Raw genomic sequence first — 17,843 nt, 5'->3', positions numbered from 1 at the left:
AAAAAAATGATAGAAATAACAAATTTAACTAAAAAATTTGGCGAACAAATAGCACTTGATGATATAAATTTACACTTTAAAAAAGGTGAAAAATCTTTGATAATAGGGCAAAATGGCGCAGGAAAAAGCACGTTGATGAAAAGCATTTTAGGCGAGTATTTGCCAAATACTGGAAGCGTTAAAATCAATGGCATAAATCCACTAAAAGATAGAAAAAAAGCTTTAAAAAACATAGCCTTTGTCCCACAAACTCCACCTCCGATTAAGCTAACATTGTCAGAAATGGTTGAGTTTGTTACAAAAAGTTGTGAAATTTCGCCAACAAAGATAGATGAGTTTTCAAAGTTTTTAGAGTTTAATTTAAAGGCGAATTTAAACAAGCCGTTTTTTAAACTCTCAGGCGGTATGAAGCAGAAATTTCTCATTGCAATCGCTTATGCAAGGGATTGTAGTATCTTGATGTTTGATGAGCCAACGGCGAATTTAGACCCAAAAGCGCGCGAGATATTTAAAGAGTTACTAGCTAACTCGCAGGGCAAAACGGCGGTTTTTATCTCTCATAGAGTTAGTGAGATGGGTGGTTTGATAAACAGAGTTATAGAAATGGACTTAGCAAAGGTGGTTAAAGATGAAAAAGTTGTTTAAGATAGCGATTTTAGCGATTGTTATAGCATTTGGAGTTGTTGGATGTGATGAGAAAAAAGAGTTTGGAAATATCCACTTTGACCGCGATGTTTGCGAGCATTGCAAGATGTTAATTAGCGATAAACTTTACGCAGTTGATGCTTTAGTCGCTGATAAACACTACTATTTTGATGATATTGGTTGTTTGATTGAGTGGAGCAAAAACCAAAAAATAGAGCTTGAAAATGCTAAAATTTACGTAGCAGACGCAAGCAGTGGCGAGTTTTTTAACGCTAAAGATGGATTTTGGTATGGCGGGTTTTTAACGCCGATGAACTATGGATTTGCTGCTTTTAAAAAGGAGCAAAACAACGGTAAAAAAGTTTATAAATTTAGTGAAGTTATAAATTTAATTTCCACCAAACCACACAGTCACGAAATGCATAAAGCAAAACATTATATGCACGATAAAGCGCTTGAGTCTAAAGACAAAGCGCATGGCAAAACGCTTGAAAATGCAGATGAAAATTTAACGCCCAAACATATAAACGATACAAAAAACAGTAGCCAAAAAGATGAAAATGAAACGCTTAAAAACCAAAGCAAACACGAGGCGCACTGATGAAAAACACGATTTTAATAGCATTTTTAGATATCAAAGAGTCGTTTCGCTCGAAGTGGTTTTTGATTTATCTTTTGATTTTTGGTGGGCTTGTGGCAGCATTTTTTATAAGTGGTGTTACAAACTCGCGCGTTTTGGGCTTTAGTGGGCTTTCTCGTTTGCTTTTACTTTTTATACAAGTTTGTATTATAATTTTACCTATTTTTATCCTTGTAAGTACGGTTAGAGCGATACTTCAAGATAAAGAATCAAACGTGCTTGAATACTTGCTAAGCTTTCCTATAAATTTACGAGAGTATTATTTTGGTAAGGCGCTTGGTAGGCTTTTTGGAATTTTTGTGCCGGTGTTTTTATCGCTTGTTTTAGCTGTGATTTGGGGAGTTATAAAAGGCGTAAATGTGCCATGGGAGCTGTTTTTGCTGTATAGCGGGCTATTATTTTGTCTTTGCGTTTCGTTTCTTGGCATTGCGTTTTTAATCTCTAGCTTGGCAAAAACTGCTGAAATCGCCCTTGCTTTGGCGTTTTTTGTCTGGCTTGTGGCTTTGGCATTTTTAGACCTACTTTTAATCGCTATTTTGATGAAGTATCAAGTAGATCAAAACATTATCTTTGCTGTGGCTTTGGCAAATCCGATTGAAGTTTTTAGAATCGCAGCCATCGGACTTTTTGACCCAGCACTTGCTGTTATCGGGCCTGCGGCGTATTTTATACTAGATACTTTTGGGCGTGTGAATTTCTTGATTTTTGCGCATGTTTATCCGATTTTTCTTGGAATTTTGTGTTTAGTTTTGGGATTTGTCGTTTTTTGTAAAAAAGATTTGGCTTAGGAGAGATGATGAGAGTTTTTTTGATTATGATTATGTGTATTTTGGGTTTGAGTGCGAATTCTATCAGTGGTGATGTAAAAAAAATGTGGCTAAAAGATGTGAATTTAACCTGCGCCCAGACCTTTGTCGATATGAGAAAATATCCAAAATGGATAGCGGTTTTAGAACTAAAAAATGGTAAAAAAGTTGTTTTTGGCTCGGTAAAAGTGATGATGCAACACTTCTATGAAAACTCGCACAAATATGCTTCAAAGATGAAAGCGATGTATGTGAGTGATTATAAAAGTGGCGATTTAATCGATGCTAGCGAGGCTTTTTACGTTTTTGGCAGTCGCATAGTAAGCATAAGAGGCGATGATTTGATACCATTTGCAAAGCTTAGCGACGCACAGGAGTTTTCAAGCCAAAACTCAGGGCATAAGATACTTAAATTCAGCGGTATTACAAAAAGGCTGATTGATTATCTAAGATAAATTTGGCTATTTTTAAATGGCTATAAATTTAAAAGAAAATTTGGTAAGTTTTAAGTGGTGGTTGATTATGCAATACAAAATTTATTTAAATAAAATAAGTAAAAATTATGACTATCCTATCGTAACATTTGAGTCTATAATACAAAATATAGTTTAAAAAATCGATATGGCTAAGTTTTTGCTGTAACGCTCGTGCAAATTTTTAATACAAAATTCTTAAACAAAATTTGCAAAGTAAAGCTAACAACTCCAGCTTCAAATGCGTAGAAAAACTATATAAGCTACTTTGCAAAGTTTTGATATAAAATTTGTTCAAGCAAAATTGCAGATAGTAGAGTAGTTTTACTTAAAGGAAAAGCGTTTCAATACAAAATTTGTTCAAGCAAATTTAACAAATTTCTCTCTTTATCAAAAAATTTCAACCAACTACACAAAATCACCTTTAAAGCAAATTTAGTGCTGTTTTAAATCAAATTCTATATAAATTCCAGTGCTTTTTTTCTTATCAAAAATCTCAGCTTTATAACGCATAGAGTGCATACTACACATACTTAGAACAAAAACGCCATCAAGCTCATCGCCGTTTTTTTTCAAACTAGAAGTGATATCTCCCATATACATATTAACGCCGCTAAAAACGACTTCCAAATCTTTTGAGTTTAAATCCAAGCCTTTTATCTTAATAATATGCTTTTGCATCGCAGTTATGGGCTTTGGAGAGATTTCAAAACTGATTTTTTTGCCAGAGAATTCTTTTGTGCAAATTTGTCTATTTAAATCGCAAACCAACGGTTCTAAATCCTTTAAAATAGGGCTTTTAGCAACATAAGCGCTATCTTTTTTAACAAAAATAACAAGCACGATTAAAACCACAGATAAAGCGCCAAGAAGATAGATAGCTAGTTTTTTAAATTTCATCTTTTATCCAATTTTTTAGATATTTTAGCATAAATTTCGGGCATAAAAAAATCCGCCTCAAAAGAAGCGGATATACAAAAAGGAGGTTTTTATTTCAGTTGGTAGAATTATAGGCACTTTGGCTAAATTTAACTAAAATTTTTAATAAATTATTTTTAAATATATTTTTCTAAAATAATTAAAATATGAAAAGATTAAGCTAAAAGTAGTTAGAATATAGTTAAATTCTTTAAAAGGAGTAGATATGTCTAGATTTATCATAAAATCGGCAAAAGATGGTGTTAAATTCGACCTTGAAATTAACACTCATGTAGTTTGCACCTCTCAAGTTTACAAAAGCTTGAATGGCTGTCAAAACGGTATCGAAAGCGTTAAGAAAAATGCATCTTTGCATAAGGTTGATGACTTGACTATAGAAGAAAAAGCCCAGCTGTCAAATCCTAAATTTGAAGTTTACCAAGATAAAGCTGGTGGATTTAGGTTTAGGCTTAAAGCAAGCAATGGTCAAATAGTCGCAGTTAGCGAAGATTTTAAAGCAAAAGAGGACTGTCTTAAAGTCATAGAACTCATAGCTAAAGAGGCTTATAGAGCACAAATTCAAAAGGCATAATATGGATATAAACGCACTGACAAATATGATATCTTCGCTAAAAGGCGATGGAAATTTGCTTAGCAAATTTAAAGAAAATCCAGTAGCTGTAGTAGAGCAGTTTTTAGGAGTTGATTTGCCAGATGACCAAGTAAATGCAGTTATTTCTGGACTTAAGTCAAATTTCTTAGGAGAAAAGGCACAAGGAGCGGTTGATTCGCAAGGGCATGATTTTTCAGCTATTATCGCAAGTCTTGCCTCATCAAAATTTGATGCAAATGGCGATGGGAAACTAGGACTTGATGATTTAGGTGGTATTTTGGGCGGATTTATGGGCGATAAAGGTCAAAATCAAGCAGACAAGAGCCAAAGTCCGTTAGGAAATTTAAAAAATATCTTTAAAATTTAAAAGGTGCGGATATTTTCCGCGCCGTTTCAATATTTGTTATAAAATTTACCCCAAATTTACGCACTTTTAGAAGTTAATAATAAAAATTATCAGTTGTTATTTTTTATTTATAAAAAGTTAATCCTAAATTTAAAGCTTATGGGTAGTATTTCACTTGTCCAACAAGATAAAAAAACCTCCTTTTTGTAGAATTCGAGCGCCGTGGGTGCTCGGATTATTTTCTTAAACTCATAAATCTTTTAAAAACTTTAATCCTTTAAAAACTTTTGTTATAATTGCTTCAAAGGAAAAATATGCTAACACATTTAGATGAAAAAAATAGACCAAAAATGGTCGATGTAAGCCCTAAAAATGAGACTTTGCGAGTTGCAACTGCAAGTGGGGTTATCAAGATGAGTGATGAGGCGTTTCGTGCGATTAAAGAAAATAGTGCTAAAAAAGGTCCAGTTTTGCAAACTGCGGTTGTTGCGGCGATAATGGGTGCAAAAAAAACAAGCGAACTTATACCGATGTGCCATCCACTTTTAATCAGCTCAGTCGATACAGATATCATCGAACTTCCAGAAATTTTTGCATTTAAACTGATTGTGACTGTTAAAATCAAAGGGCAAACTGGCGTTGAAATGGAAGCGCTAACTGGCGTAAGCGTGGGGCTTTTAACTATATATGATATGGTAAAAGCGATAGATAAATCAATGGTTATCGACGAGATAACACTTCTTAAAAAAAGCGGAGGCAAAAGTGGCGAGTATATGCGAGCTTAACAGCAAAAAACCAGAAATTTTATACCCAAATTTTTGGGAATATAAAGTTATCATGGACTCAAAAGAGCATGATGAGAAAAAGTTAGAAGAGATTGTAGCAAATAAAGAGCATAAAATTTCTTTTTCAAAACACAGTAACGGTGGGAAATATATGAGTTTTAACGTGTCTGTTTTGGTAAATTCAGAAGCTGAACGCGTTGAGCTTTTTGAAAAATTCAAAAAAATTTCTAAATTTGTACTATAAAAGGATAAAAGATGGCAAAAAGTAGGTTTTATATAAAAATAAGTCAAAACCTAGATAAGGAAAATCTTGCTTTATACATACTTCAAACGGCTCAAGATGAGAGTTTGGAGTGTTTTAGAGGTAAGAGTTTGGAAGAGAAAAAACTAGAAGCGGTTAAGCTTTTTTCAGGATTTTGTGATGATTTGGAGAGTTTGGGTTTGTTAGACAAACAAAACGCAAAAAATATCCTAATGGGCGTTAAAAAGGCTATCACAAAAGATGAAGAGGAGTATTTATATAAGCTTTTATATGAAAGCGATAAGATAAAAAAACAGATTGAAGAGCAAGGCAGAGAGATAAAAAACAGCATATCTTCAAGCTTAAAAAGTATAGAAAATGATATAAAAAGCAAAGAAATCACGCATAAAGGCGAAATTCTCTCAGCGATAAATGAGATGCTAGTAAGCGAAGTTCAACTACGAGATGTGATAAAAGAGGTGTGCGAGTCTGTTTTTGTAAGTATCATTGAAGATGGCGTTGATATCGAAGAAAGCGCACGCGAATCAAGTAAAAATATGGTTTATAAAATCATCTTAGAAAGCGGTTTTAGCAAAAACTACGCCATAGAAATCTCTAAAATCATCATCAAAGAGGCAATAAGTGTTGCAAATTTAAGTAGCGCTTATGCTGATGAGTTAGTTAGTGGCGTTGTTGATGGCGCAAATGATGGCATAGTAAAAGCTATGGAAAAGACTAAATCAAAGTGTAAATTTGCTCCAAGCCAAGAATATAGCGAATGCAACGAAGTGCAAAAAGAGTTTTTAGGCGTTGATGAGGCGTTTGTTTTGATGCTTAAAGAGCTTGCAAATTTATCACAAAATCCTTCAAAAGAGATTTTAGAAACGATACTTAAAAAAGATTATAACAACTATTTTGCAAAGATGAAAAGACTATCAAATGACGCAAGCGAGCAGATAAAAGCGCGTTTAGAACAGATCGATATGGGAGAAAACTACAAAGAGTTAAGCAAATTTGTAGCGACTAAATTTGATGATATTAAAAAAGATATTAGCGCAAAAGGTTCTAAAATCATTGATGATTTTGACCTAGATGATAAATTTGCAAATTTTAAAAAAGAGATCGAAGAGATAGAGAAAAAAATTAGCTCTAAATTTAGCGAATTTAAGAAAAAGAAAATCGAGCCTCACACAAAAGAGTTAGCCGATAGAACTTATGAAGCGACAAAAGAGATAGTAAAAGAAAAAAAGGAGAAAACTCCAGATGAACAATAGTGTAGAAATGGTTGAAAAAACCTACGAAGAAGAGCCATATATCTCTTATCAGTATCCACAATCCTCGCCAAACAGGCAATGGGTGGCTGGATTTGTTTTTGGCTTAAACGCGCCAGATATTCAAACAGCTAGAGTTTTGGAGCTTGGTTGTTCGATGGGCGGGAATTTAATGCCTTTAGCTTCAAGATATAAAAAGGCTAAATTTATAGGAGTTGATCTATCTAAAAAGCAAATCAGCGTTGCTAAAGAGATAGCAAAAGAGCTATCTTTAAAAAATATTGAGTTTTATGCAAAAGATGTTACAACTATAACAAAAGATTTTGGCGAGTTTGATTACATCATCGTTCATGGCGTTTATAGTTGGGTTCCGCAAGAGGTTAAAGAGGCTATAATGCGAATTTGTGGAGAGTGCTTGAGCCAAAACGGACTAGCATATATCTCATATAACACCTATCCAGGCTGGAAAGGTAAGGAAATTTTGCGAGATATTATGCTTTTTAACATGGATAAAGATACTCCAGCTTCGCAAAAAACAGTCAATGATGGCATCGATATGCTTAATTATATGAGGCAAAATGTCGGAAATAACTTCATAAGAAAAATTCTTGATGATAGTTTTAGCGGGTTTGAAAGTCATGGCACATCTTATATTTTGCATGAGTATTTTGAGATATTTAACCAGCCAAACTACTTTCATGAAGTGGCAAGTTTAGCCAAAGCTAATGGGCTTGAGTATCTTAGCGAGTCAGAATACACGCAAAACATCTTCCCACCAATCAGCAATGAAGTCAAAGAAAGACTACTTAAAAAATGTGCTGGTGATAGGGTTAAATTTGAACAATACATCGACTTTGTTATAAACAAGACATTCAGACAGACGATTTTTTGTAAAAAAGAGAATGCAGAAAATATAAAAGTAGATTTTACTTATAAATTTGAAGAGCTAAACAAGCTAAATTTAGCAGGCAAATTTAGCTATAACGCAAACATTCAAAGATATGTCTCACAAACTCAAGTTCACATGCCAGTTGGAATTTCAAAGCTGTTAAACAAAATTACTGATGCTTATCCATCTAGCGTGAATGTGGGCGAGTTTGTTAATGAACTTAAAGATAAAAGTCAAGAAGAGTTGCAACGAATTTATCAAGGAGTTGCATTTTTACTAAGTAATAATGTCTGCTACATCTCGCCGGTTGCTGATAAATTCCTAAGTGAAATTCCAAAAAAACCAAAGCTTAACAGCGAAACACTAGCTCTAGCAAAATATAAAGTAAGGGTTGAAAATTTAGATAACATCTCGTTTTTTACGCCAAGAGGCGAAACTTTTGGTATAGATAAAAACCTAGATCATAGAATTTTAGCCTTGCTTGATGGAAGTAAAGATGTAGATGGGATTTCAAAAGAGATTTTTAAGATGTCAAAAGATGGAATTTTCTCATTCGTTGTCGAAGAAATGCCAGTCGTTGAAGATGAGGAAATTTTAAAACAAGCTAAAGAAAGAGCAAATTTTATAGTCTCAAGGCTATTTTTTGAAGGAATGCTTGTTAAGTAGAGTCTAAATTTAGTTATAATGGCTAAATTTTTTAATTAGGTTATATATGTTTAAATCTTTTTTTGGTAGTAAAAAGTGGGCGATTTGGGCTTATGGCGGCGGTTTTTTTCTAATTGCGATGCTGTATTTGCAAGTGCAGTTTAATGTCATGATAAACGAGTGGTATAAAGACTTTTATGACATGATGCAAAAAATCGGCGAACATAAGATAGATGAGTACTGGGCGCAAGTTAGGCGGTTTTTATATATCGCGATGCCATATGTTATAACAGCGACCCTGACTCAATACTTTACTAGCGTTTATACATTTAAGTGGCGAGAGGCGATGACTTTTGCCTATGTTCATCAGTGGAGAGGCGTTAGTAAAGATATCGAAGGTTCATCACAACGTATCCAAGAAGATATCTACCGCTTTGCTAAAATCGTTGAGAGTTTAGGCTTGATTGTGATTAGGGCGGTGATGACGCTTATCGCGTTTTTACCGATTTTATGGGGGTTAAGCAAGGGGCTTGATTTGCCTATTTTTGGTACGACTCCTGGCTCTTTGGTTTGGGTTGCGCTAATCGTATCAATCGGTGGGCTTGTTATATCGTGGTTTGTAGGAATCAAACTTCCAGGACTTGAATACAACAACCAAAAAGTAGAAGCTGCTTTTAGAAAAGAGTTAGTTTATGCTGAAGATGATAAGTTAAATTACGGCGCAGAAAGCACGCTTTTTGAGCTTTTTACAGGGCTTAAATTTAACTACCACAGGCTGTTTTTGCACTATGGGTATTTTAACATCTGGCTTTACTCTTTTGAGCAGTTTATGGTCATCGTGCCTCATCTTTTTATGGGAACATCGCTATTTAGCGGTGCGATAACGCTTGGAGTTTTGATTCAAGTATCAAATGCTTTTTCGCAAGTTAGAGAGAGTTTTTCTATCTTTATAGGCAACTGGACGACGATAACAGAACTTCGCTCGATTCATAAAAGATTAAGTGAATTTGAAGTCAATATTGGGTATAAAATATAAAATTTTTTAAGGTAGATTATGAAAAAATTTATCATTTTCGCATTGACTTTTGCGGCAATTTTGTTTAGTGGATGTGCTTCTACAACTCAAGGTGGCGTTGTTGGAGCCGATAGGAGTCAGTTTTTTATGGTGAGTGAAGCTCAGATGGATCAAGGAGCAGCACTAGCTTATACTCAAACCATAGATAAAGCCAAAAAAAGCAACACGCTTAACACAAACCACGCTCAAACAAAGCGAGTAAGGGCGATATCTAGCAGACTTATAGATCAAGTTGGCGTGTTTAGACAAGATGCTGCTAAATGGAACTGGCAAGTAAATGTGATAAATGAAAACACCATAAACGCGTGGTGTATGCCAGGTGGGCGAATCGTAGTTTATAGTGGGATTATAAATCAACTTAAGTTAAATGATGCAGAGTTAGCTGCCATTATCGGACATGAGATGGCTCATGCTTTAAGAGAGCATGGAAGAGAGCAAGCATCAAGCGAACAGCTTAAAAGCATAGGAATTATGGCAGTTGGCATAGCAACTGGAAGTAATGATTTAGCAAATTTAGCCAACATGGCGGCTCACTATACGATAAGTTTGCCATTTTCAAGGGGTCATGAAACAGAAGCGGATTTAATCGGACTTGAACTTATGGCGCGCGCTGGATACAATCCAAATGCCGCTATAACACTATGGGAAAAGATGGATAAGGCTAGTGAAAGCAAGCCTTTAGAGTTTCTTTCAACCCACCCATCAAACGAGAGTAGAATTTCAGAATTAAAGGCAAAGATAGATAAAGTTATGCCTTTATATGAGAAAAAATAAAATTTAACCAGATAGGTTTAGGAAAATTTATGTCAAAACTTAATAAATTTGTCATCTGCAACCCTGATCTTTGCATCGCTTGCAACGCCTGTATGAAAACGTGCATTAAAAATGCATATGTTAGAGGCAGACTTTCTAAAGCAAGACTTGATGTGCTAAAAAGAGAGAGCGGTAAAATGCCAAACCAGTGTCGCCAGTGTGATGATGCACCCTGTGCAAACGTCTGCCCAACTTCAGCACTTCGTCTTACAAACTCGTGCGTTGAGCTTCATGAAGAGCTTTGTATCGGCTGTAAACTTTGCACCATCGTTTGTCCATATGGCTGTATTTACATAGAAGGCGAAATTCAGCCATCGGCTAAAGATGAAGCTGAGCGTCATATGGAGATAGGGTGTGTTAGTGGTATAAAAAGTTTAGCTGTAAAGTGCGATATGTGCAGTGGACGAGATGATGGTCCAGCGTGTGTAGATATCTGTCCAAAAGGCGCGCTTCTTTTGGTCGAGCCAATAAGCTTAGAGCATAAATTTGGCAAAAAGCTAAAGGCTGATATGACTCCGTTTTTACAGATGATTTTAAACAAAGATGAGGTTATGCCTAAAAAAGTTGAAGAAATAGAAGAGCCAACATCAAATCAAGAAGCACAAACTAAAGAAAATTTAGAAAAAACAAAAGATTCTAAAGAGAATTTAGATAAAGTTGCGCAAAAAGACAGCTCAAATTTAGAAAACAAACCAAATTTAGATAAAAAAACTGCAGAGCCAAACTTAGCAAATTTAAAAGCCAAAACTGAGTCAAATTTAGATGATAAATCATCAGAAAAAAAGCTAGTTAAAGAGGCTAAAGTATCAGATAAAGAAACAAGCAAAGAGCCAAATTTAAATGAAAATTTAGCGGACAAATCTTTGAATTTAGATACCAAAGTTGCAAGCAGCGAACACGCTAAAACCCCAACGCAAAGCGAGATATAATGCAAACTATATATTTAACATTTTTGATTTTAAGTTTTATTACGCTTTTGTTTTATAAAGCGCCAAAACTTGGAGCGTTTTTCGGCTTTGGGCTCTCGGCTTTGATCTCGCTTATCTCATCGCTTTATTTTCTAACTCATATGTTTGAAACTCACAGTTTTTCCCTTGGTTCTGGGTTTTTGTTTACGCCAAATTTTTTACTCGAACCGATTGGAAATTTCTTTAGTTTTATAGTGTGTTTTATCGCTTTTATCTGCGCGATTTTTAGTATAAAATACGTTCTTTCGTATGCAAAAAAGGCAAATTTAGCTGTTTTTGCATCGCTTTTTAACACATTCGTGCTTTCTATGCTTTTAGTAATAAGTGCAAATAACGTCTTTTCTTTTATCGTTTTATGGGAGCTGATGACGTTGATTTCAGCGTTACTTATCATGGTCGATGATAATAAATTTAGCCAAAAAGCCGTTATGATGTATCTTGGAATCGCACAAATCGGAGCATTTTGTATAGTTTGCGCTCTTGTGATTTTAGGGCATTTTGCTGGAAGTTTTGAATTTAGCCAGTTTGATAAAGTTAGTTTAACTCCGGCTTTAAATTTAGTTGTTTTCTTGCTATTTTTTATCGGTTTTGCAAGCAAAGCTGGACTTTTTCCTTTGCATGTTTGGTTGCCACTAGCCCATCCAGTCGCGCCTTCAAACATATCTGCTTTGATGAGTGGAGTGATGTTAAAGGTTGCTATTTTTGTTTTTATTAAATTTAGTCTGTTTTTAGAAATCAGCACAAGTTTTGCCTATATTTGCTTGGTTTTAGGTGGGATTACTGCGCTTGTTTGTATGCTTTATGCTGCGATTCAAAACAACTACAAAGTCGCAATCGCCTATAGTTCGTGCGAAAACATAGGCATTATTTTTATGGGAATTGGAACTTGTTTTTATGGACTTGCGACATCAAATTCTATTGTTGTTTTAGGCGGAGCTTTGGCGACATTTTATCACATTTTAAACCATAGCGTTTTTAAAAGTTTGCTTTTTTTAGGAAGTGGAGCAGTTCACAGCGCAACGCACACTTTTGATATGAACAAGCTTGGTGGGCTTGATAAAAAGATGCCAAAAATTTCTATCTTAATGCTAGTTGGAGTAGCAGGAGCTGCTGCGTTGCCGCCACTTAATGGTTTTGCTAGTGAGTGGGTTTTGTATAAAAGTATGCTAGCTGGTGGCGTTGATGTGAGTGTTGCTTCAAGAGCGGTTTTTATACTTTGTATTTTAGCTCTTGGTGTTGCTGGAGCTTTGGCTGTGATGTGTTACTCTAAAATTTATGGCGCGATTTTTTCTGGCGTAGCAAGAGATAAAGAGATAGAAAAACATGCCAAAGATGGCGATAAATTTATGGTTTGCTCTATGGGCGTGCTTGCTGTTTGTGTTGTCTTGCTTGGAGTTTTTATGAGTGAGATTTGTGAGTTTATCTTAAATATTATTAAAACCATTCCACGTTTTTCGGCGTTTGAATTTAATAGAAGTGAGTTTATAAGCTTGCCTTTAGTTTTTGTACTTTTAGCGTTTTTAAGCGTTTTACCTCTTTGGGTTTTGTGGGTTTTAAAATCAAACTCGCTAAAACCTAGACTTAGTGAGCCTTGGGCGTGTGGGTTTAAATACAGCCCAAATATGCAGATTGGTTCAAACCCATACACTGGAGATTTGCGAAAGGTTTTTAGCTTTTTTTACCGCACAAAATCGGTTGTAAAAACGACTGATTATTTTGCAAAAGTGGAGTATAAAAGCAAGACTAAAGAGGTGGTTTATAACTATATTTATGAGCCAGTTATTAAATTTTGTATCTTTTTAGCAGATAAAATCGGTGCTTTTCAAAACGGGCGAACAAACGCGTATGCAGCCTATATCTTGGCATATTTATGCCTAGTTTTAGTGCTTGGTTACTATTTTTTATAAAAGGAGCGAGTAGATGAGTGTTATATTTTTGATGTTTTTACAACTTCTTGCTATCTTGCTAATCGCCCCTTTGTTTGATGGGATTGCTAGAAAGCTTAGAGCAAGGTTTCAATCGCGCGTTGGATGTAGTATCTACCAAAGCTATCTTGATGTTTTTAAACTAATAAAGCGTGGCAGAACATATCCAGAGTGCAGTGGTTTTATCTTTAAAATCACACCTTATTTGATGTTTGCAATCATATCTTTTATGGTTTTAGCAATGCCGATTGGCTATGGAGTGAGTCCAACTTCGATTAAAATTTCAGATATTTTACTTATAATTTATCTTGGAGCTTTATTTCGGTTTGTATTTGCCATAGCAAGTAGCCAAAGCGGAAATGCATTGGCTGGAATTGGCGCAAGTAGAGAGGGAATGGTTGGAATTTATGTAGAGCCAACCTTGATACTATGCCTTGTAGTTGTGATGTTAAAGACTCAAACAACATCATTAGTTGAGATAAATGCCTTAGTTAGCAGTGGCGCTTATGGATACACAACGCCATCATTTGCAATCGCTTCAATCGCGTTTTTATGGGCGATGTATGTTGAGATGGGAAGAAAGCCTTATGATTTAGCTGAAGCTGAACAAGAGCTTCAAGAGGGCGTTATAGGCGAGTATAGTGGGCGAGATCTTGCGATAATAAAAGTAGCACTTATGCTAAAACAGTTTGCGATGATTGCCTTTTTTATCTCTATTTTTGAACCGTGGAATTTCTCAAATCCGATTTTAGCGATTTTAGTCTTTATAATAGAAGCTGGAGCGATGTATGTTTTGGCTATTTTTATCGATAACTTTGGACCTAGATATAAAATCGAATTAGGCGCAAAAACAAGCTCGCTAATCGCTTTTGGAATTTCACTAATTGCTGTAATGCTATATGTGATAGGGGCGTAGAATGGTTGCTTTAGATATTTTAACAGTTTTGATGGCTATAACTTCAGTTGGTGTTTTTGGGCTTAGAAAATATAAAAAAAGTATTTATCTTTACTCGCTTGGAACGTTTCTTTTAGTCTGTATTTTTATGCTTTTATCTTTTAAATACGATATTTCAACTTTAAGAAATTGGGCTTTGATAGCCTTTTTTATAAAGGTGATTTTAGTGCCTTTGATTTTACTTAAGTTAGTTAAAAAGCTAGATGTTATCAACGAAGATGAGCCAGTTGGCGGGTTTTTTGTGGCTGTGATAGTCGCAGTTGCGTTCTCGCTAGCAGTTTCTATGCTTTTATATAAAGTTTTTATGGAATTTTCACTTTTAAAAGATGAACTTCCGCTTTTCGTATCGGCTTTTATATTTATGATGGGAATTTTTGGCTTTATTTTAAGAAATTCTTTTATAAAGCAAATTTTATCTTACTGTCTTTTTGAAAACGGAATTCATCTTAGCCTTGCTTTGATGGCTTATGACTCACATGAGTTAGTTGAGCTTGGGATTTTAACAGACGCCGTTTTTGCCGTGATTATCATGAGTGTTTTAGCCGCTAGATTTTATAAAATTTATGGCTGTCTTGATACATCAAAAGCCACAAATTTAAAGGGATAAAATGAGTAGCTTAACTTTGATTTTAATACTACCGCTAGTTTTTGCTGTGGCGATGATGATTTTGCCAAAAAATTTAAAAACATTAAATTTAGCCCACATAGTTTTTAACGCTATTGGCTCTTTTGCGATGTTGTATTGTGTTAAAAAGGTTGTTTTATCTGGAACGTTTTTTGCGCATGATAAATTTCTTTTTCTTGATAGTATTGGGGCGATTTTCTTATCTATTATCGCGATTACAGGCTTTTTAGTAAATTTATATGCTACAACTTATTTTAAATGGGAAGTTGAGGATGGACATTTAGAAGTTAAAGATGTTAAGAAATACTACTGTTTAAGTTATATTTTTATATTTACCATGACTTTAAGCGTTGTGGCAAACAACCTAGCTTTTATGTGGAGCGCTATTGAGGCTACGACTCTATCTTCGGTGTTTTTAGTTGCTATTTATAAAAACAAAAAATCAGTCGAAAGCGGATATAAATACATCGTTCTTTGCAGTATCGGCTTAGCCTTTGCTCTGTATGCGACTATCATCTTATATGCTGATGCGCACTCAGTTTTAAAAGGCGATGATGCGATGCTTTTTACTACTGTTTTAGCAAATTCACATCTTTTAAGCGATAATGCTTTAAAGCTTATCTTTATCTTTGTGCTTATCGGCTTTGGAACAAAAGCTGGATTAGTTCCAACTCACACTTGGCTTCCAGATGTTCACGCACAAGGTCCTGCGCCAACTTCTGCGTTGCTATCTGGAATACTTCTAAAGTGCGCTATGTTAGGACTTATCCGTTACTATGCGATAGTTGGAAATGGCGTTGGGTTTGTGTATGTTGAAGAGCTGATGATAGTAAGTGGCGTTATAACGCTGTTTGTTGCGGCATTTTTCCTAATCCGCCAACACGATGTAAAAAGAATGTTTGCCTATCATAGCATAGCTCATATGGGCGTTATAGCCTTTGGGCTTGGAGTTGGTGGAATTTGGGGCGTAGCAGCAGCTCTTTTTCACTGTGTTGCTCACTCGTTTACAAAAGCTTTGGCGTTTTGTTCAACTGGAAATATAGCTAGAATTTATGGAACGAAAGATATGACTAAAATGGGTGGCATGATAAGACTTGCTCCTGTTACAACTGTGCTTTTTGGCATAGCGATTTGTTCTCTTGTTGGAGTTCCTGGATTTGCTATTTTTGTGAGTGAATTTATGATTTTCAAAGCAGCTTCAATCAACGAAAGCTACCTGCTTATGGGAATTTTCGCTCTATCTTTAACGATAATTTTTATAGCTGACTTTTCTCACTTTTTCTTAGCTAGTTTTGGTGAAGTAAAAGGTGAGGTTAAATTTAATGGCGAGATGAAATTTAAAGAGAATTTACCACTTATAATCCTTGCTATCTTAGTCATAGCGTTTGGAATACTAAATTTTGACTCTTTTGTAACGCTTTTAAATGAAAGCGTTAAAACCATAACAAAGCAACCGGAGGCGATACTACTGTGAAATGTGATAAATTTGTTGAAATTTTAAAAAGTAAAATAAATGTCTTAGATACAACTAGACAAACTGATGATCAAGTTACTGTGCTTGTTGATAGAAATGACTTGCCAGAGGCGGTAAGAGTTTTATACTATGACATAGGTGGCTACCTTAGCACGATGGTTGCAAACGATGAGCGCTCGCTTAACAAGCATTTTGCGCTTTATTACGCGCTTTCTATAGAAGGCTCAAAGATGAGTGAAGCCGATGAAATAGCTCAAGATGAAAAGTGCTTTATAACAGTCAAAACGCTTATCCCACCAGCAGATCCTACATATCCATCTGTTACGCCAGTCGTTCCAGCGTGTGTTTGGTATGAAAGAGAGGCTTATGATATGCTTGGACTTGTTGCTGAGGGCTTGCCTGATAAGAGGCGTTTGGTTTTAAGTGATGATTGGCCTGATGAGCTTTTCCCGCTTAGAAAAGATGCGATGGACTATCGCTTTCGCCCAGATTCAGTTGAGCATAGAGATGAGCCAGAATATGACTTTTTAAGACCAGATGGCGATACAGTTATAGATGTACCACTTGGACCACTTCACGTAACTAGCGATGAGCCGGGGCATTTTAGACTATTTTGTGATGGCGATACTATTGTCGATGCAGACTATAGACTTTTTTACCAGCACCGTGGTATGGAAAAACTAGCAGAAAACCGTATGAACTACGACCAGATGGCGTATTTGGCTGAAAGAGTTTGTGGAATTTGTGGATATGCTCACGCGATTGCTTGTATAGAAGCTGTTGAAAAGGCTATAAATTTAGAAATTCCGCTTCGCGCTCAAGCCATCAGGGTTATTTGTTCTGAAATCGAACGCCTTCACTCACATCTTTTAAATTTAGGACTAGCGTGTGAGGTCACTGGAAACTACACGGCATTTATGCATATTTTTAGAATCAGAGAGTATTCCATGGAGTTAGCCCAGCTAGTAACTGGTGGGCGAAAAACATATGGAAACGTTGTAGTTGGCGGTCTAAGGCGTGATGTCACTGGAGCTGAGATAAAAAGAAGTTTGGAGATTTTAAAGACAATCGATATTCAAGTTGATGAAATTTGGGAAGCTTTGATGGAAGATAAACGCCAAATTTCGCGTTGGAGTGGAGTTGGAATTTTAAACAAGCAAGTAGCAAGGGATTTTTCAACTGTTGGGCCAAATATGCGAGGAAGTGGCATTAAACGAGATAGCAGATATGATCATCCATATGACTTTTTTAACCAAATCGAGTTTAAAGTAGCAGTCGAGCATGGTGGAGATGTTCTTTCTAGACTTATAGTTAGATATAAAGAGCTTAAAAGTTCGGTTGATATCATAAGACAATGTTTTGAGCTTATGCCTGATAGCGCGATTATCGAAGATCCAAATTTTAGAATCAAACCAGAAAACTACGCTCTAGCTTATGATGAAGCACCACGTGGCGAGAACGTTCACTGGATAATGCAAGGAAGCGCTCAAAAGATTTATCGCTGGAGATGTAGAGCAGCTACATATAACAACTGGCCAAGTCTTCGTTACCAGTTTCGTGGTAACAGCATAGCAGATGCTGCTTTGATAGTTTGCTCGCTTGATCCTTGCTACTCTTGCACAGAAAGAGTAACGGTAGTGGATATAAAGTCTAAAAAGAGTAAAATCCTAACGGAAAAAGATTTAAAACGATATTGCAAAAGTTTAAAAGATAGCCCACTCAAAGATTTAAGGTAG

19 protein-coding genes are annotated in these 17,843 nt (G+C 35.6%); 18 read left to right on the top strand and 1 reads right to left on the bottom strand.

What is annotated here, in order from left to right; translation table 11 throughout:
• Positions 1 to 6 precede the first annotated feature (6 nt).
• Genes CGEO_RS09635 through CGEO_RS09620 form a run of 4 tightly spaced genes read left to right on the top strand, consistent with a single transcriptional unit; the run spans position 7 to position 2,546 of the window.
• On the top strand, positions 7 to 645 hold the full coding sequence (locus CGEO_RS09635; protein ID WP_075539990.1) for an ABC transporter ATP-binding protein: 639 nt from the start codon (positions 7 to 9) through the stop codon (positions 643 to 645).
• On the top strand, positions 629 to 1,246 hold the full coding sequence (locus tag CGEO_RS09630; protein WP_075539991.1) for a hypothetical protein: 618 nt from the start codon (positions 629 to 631) through the stop codon (positions 1,244 to 1,246). Before CGEO_RS09635 ends, CGEO_RS09630 begins: the two co-directional genes overlap by 17 nt.
• Positions 1,246 to 2,073 (top strand): ABC transporter permease, encoded by an 828-nt coding sequence (locus CGEO_RS09625; protein ID WP_075492994.1) that lies wholly within the window; start codon positions 1,246 to 1,248, stop codon positions 2,071 to 2,073. Before CGEO_RS09630 ends, CGEO_RS09625 begins: the two co-directional genes overlap by 1 nt.
• 8 nt (positions 2,074 to 2,081) lie before the next feature.
• Positions 2,082 to 2,546 (top strand): nitrous oxide reductase accessory protein NosL, encoded by a 465-nt coding sequence (locus CGEO_RS09620; protein WP_075539992.1) that lies wholly within the window; start codon positions 2,082 to 2,084, stop codon positions 2,544 to 2,546.
• A gap of 453 nt (positions 2,547 to 2,999) precedes the next feature.
• On the opposite strand, the gene CGEO_RS09615 is transcribed toward CGEO_RS09620, so the two are convergent.
• A complete protein-coding gene (locus CGEO_RS09615; protein WP_075539993.1) occupies positions 3,000 to 3,464 on the bottom strand; it encodes a hypothetical protein in 465 nt (154 codons plus the stop codon).
• Between the two features lie 244 nt (positions 3,465 to 3,708).
• On the opposite strand from CGEO_RS09615, the gene CGEO_RS09610 reads away from it, so the two are divergent.
• The 14 genes from CGEO_RS09610 (at position 3,709) to CGEO_RS09545 (ending at position 17,843) form a co-directional block, all read left to right on the top strand.
• Complete coding sequence (locus CGEO_RS09610) at positions 3,709 to 4,074, top strand: YegP family protein (RefSeq protein ID WP_075492997.1); 366 nt, start codon at positions 3,709 to 3,711, stop codon at positions 4,072 to 4,074.
• Position 4,075: 1 nt separating this feature from the next.
• Positions 4,076 to 4,462, top strand: coding sequence for a hypothetical protein (locus CGEO_RS09605; protein ID WP_075492998.1), 387 nt, complete (start codon positions 4,076 to 4,078; stop codon positions 4,460 to 4,462).
• A gap of 293 nt (positions 4,463 to 4,755) precedes the next feature.
• The gene (gene moaC / locus CGEO_RS09600; protein ID WP_075492999.1) at positions 4,756 to 5,226 is read left to right on the top strand and encodes a cyclic pyranopterin monophosphate synthase MoaC; all 471 of its coding nucleotides are present in this window, start codon (positions 4,756 to 4,758) and stop codon (positions 5,224 to 5,226) included.
• Positions 5,204 to 5,470, top strand: a complete 267-nt coding sequence (locus tag CGEO_RS09595) for an HP0495 family protein (protein ID WP_075493000.1) — start codon at positions 5,204 to 5,206, stop codon at positions 5,468 to 5,470. Before moaC ends, CGEO_RS09595 begins: the two co-directional genes overlap by 23 nt.
• Before the next feature lie 11 nt (positions 5,471 to 5,481).
• Positions 5,482 to 6,741: a hypothetical protein gene (locus tag CGEO_RS09590; RefSeq protein WP_075493001.1), complete on the top strand. Its 1,260-nt coding sequence runs from the start codon at positions 5,482 to 5,484 to the stop codon at positions 6,739 to 6,741.
• Entirely contained in the window at positions 6,731 to 8,293 is a 1,563-nt protein-coding gene (locus CGEO_RS09585; RefSeq protein ID WP_075539994.1) for a class I SAM-dependent methyltransferase, read from the top strand. Before CGEO_RS09590 ends, CGEO_RS09585 begins: the two co-directional genes overlap by 11 nt.
• 46 nt (positions 8,294 to 8,339) lie before the next feature.
• Positions 8,340 to 9,308 carry a putative transporter gene (locus CGEO_RS09580; RefSeq protein ID WP_075493003.1) on the top strand — a complete coding sequence of 323 codons (969 nt, stop codon included), beginning with the start codon at positions 8,340 to 8,342 and terminating at the stop codon, positions 9,306 to 9,308.
• A gap of 18 nt (positions 9,309 to 9,326) precedes the next feature.
• Positions 9,327 to 10,121, top strand: a complete 795-nt coding sequence (locus CGEO_RS09575) for a M48 family metallopeptidase (protein WP_075493004.1) — start codon at positions 9,327 to 9,329, stop codon at positions 10,119 to 10,121.
• Positions 10,122 to 10,150: 29 nt separating this feature from the next.
• Positions 10,151 to 11,089 carry a 4Fe-4S binding protein gene (locus tag CGEO_RS09570; RefSeq protein ID WP_082255616.1) on the top strand — a complete coding sequence of 313 codons (939 nt, stop codon included), beginning with the start codon at positions 10,151 to 10,153 and terminating at the stop codon, positions 11,087 to 11,089.
• Positions 11,089 to 13,035: a proton-conducting transporter transmembrane domain-containing protein gene (locus CGEO_RS09565; RefSeq protein WP_075493005.1), complete on the top strand. Its 1,947-nt coding sequence runs from the start codon at positions 11,089 to 11,091 to the stop codon at positions 13,033 to 13,035. The genes CGEO_RS09570 and CGEO_RS09565 overlap by 1 nt, the downstream gene beginning before the upstream one ends.
• 13 nt (positions 13,036 to 13,048) lie before the next feature.
• Positions 13,049 to 13,969, top strand: coding sequence for a respiratory chain complex I subunit 1 family protein (locus CGEO_RS09560; RefSeq protein WP_075539995.1), 921 nt, complete (start codon positions 13,049 to 13,051; stop codon positions 13,967 to 13,969).
• Between the two features lies 1 nt (position 13,970).
• On the top strand, positions 13,971 to 14,615 hold the full coding sequence (gene hyfE, locus CGEO_RS09555) for a hydrogenase 4 membrane subunit (protein ID WP_075493007.1): 645 nt from the start codon (positions 13,971 to 13,973) through the stop codon (positions 14,613 to 14,615).
• Position 14,616: 1 nt separating this feature from the next.
• Positions 14,617 to 16,107 (top strand): proton-conducting transporter transmembrane domain-containing protein, encoded by a 1,491-nt coding sequence (locus CGEO_RS09550; RefSeq protein WP_075493008.1) that lies wholly within the window; start codon positions 14,617 to 14,619, stop codon positions 16,105 to 16,107.
• The gene (locus tag CGEO_RS09545) at positions 16,104 to 17,843 is read left to right on the top strand and encodes a hydrogenase large subunit (protein ID WP_075539996.1); all 1,740 of its coding nucleotides are present in this window, start codon (positions 16,104 to 16,106) and stop codon (positions 17,841 to 17,843) included. The genes CGEO_RS09550 and CGEO_RS09545 overlap by 4 nt, the downstream gene beginning before the upstream one ends.

It is taken from the genome of Campylobacter geochelonis, assembly GCF_013201685.1.
Taxonomy (GTDB): Bacteria; Campylobacterota; Campylobacteria; order Campylobacterales; family Campylobacteraceae; genus Campylobacter_B; species Campylobacter_B geochelonis.
The sequence above is the reverse complement of the archived record's forward strand: the minus strand, read 5'-3'. Positions and strand labels throughout refer to the sequence as shown.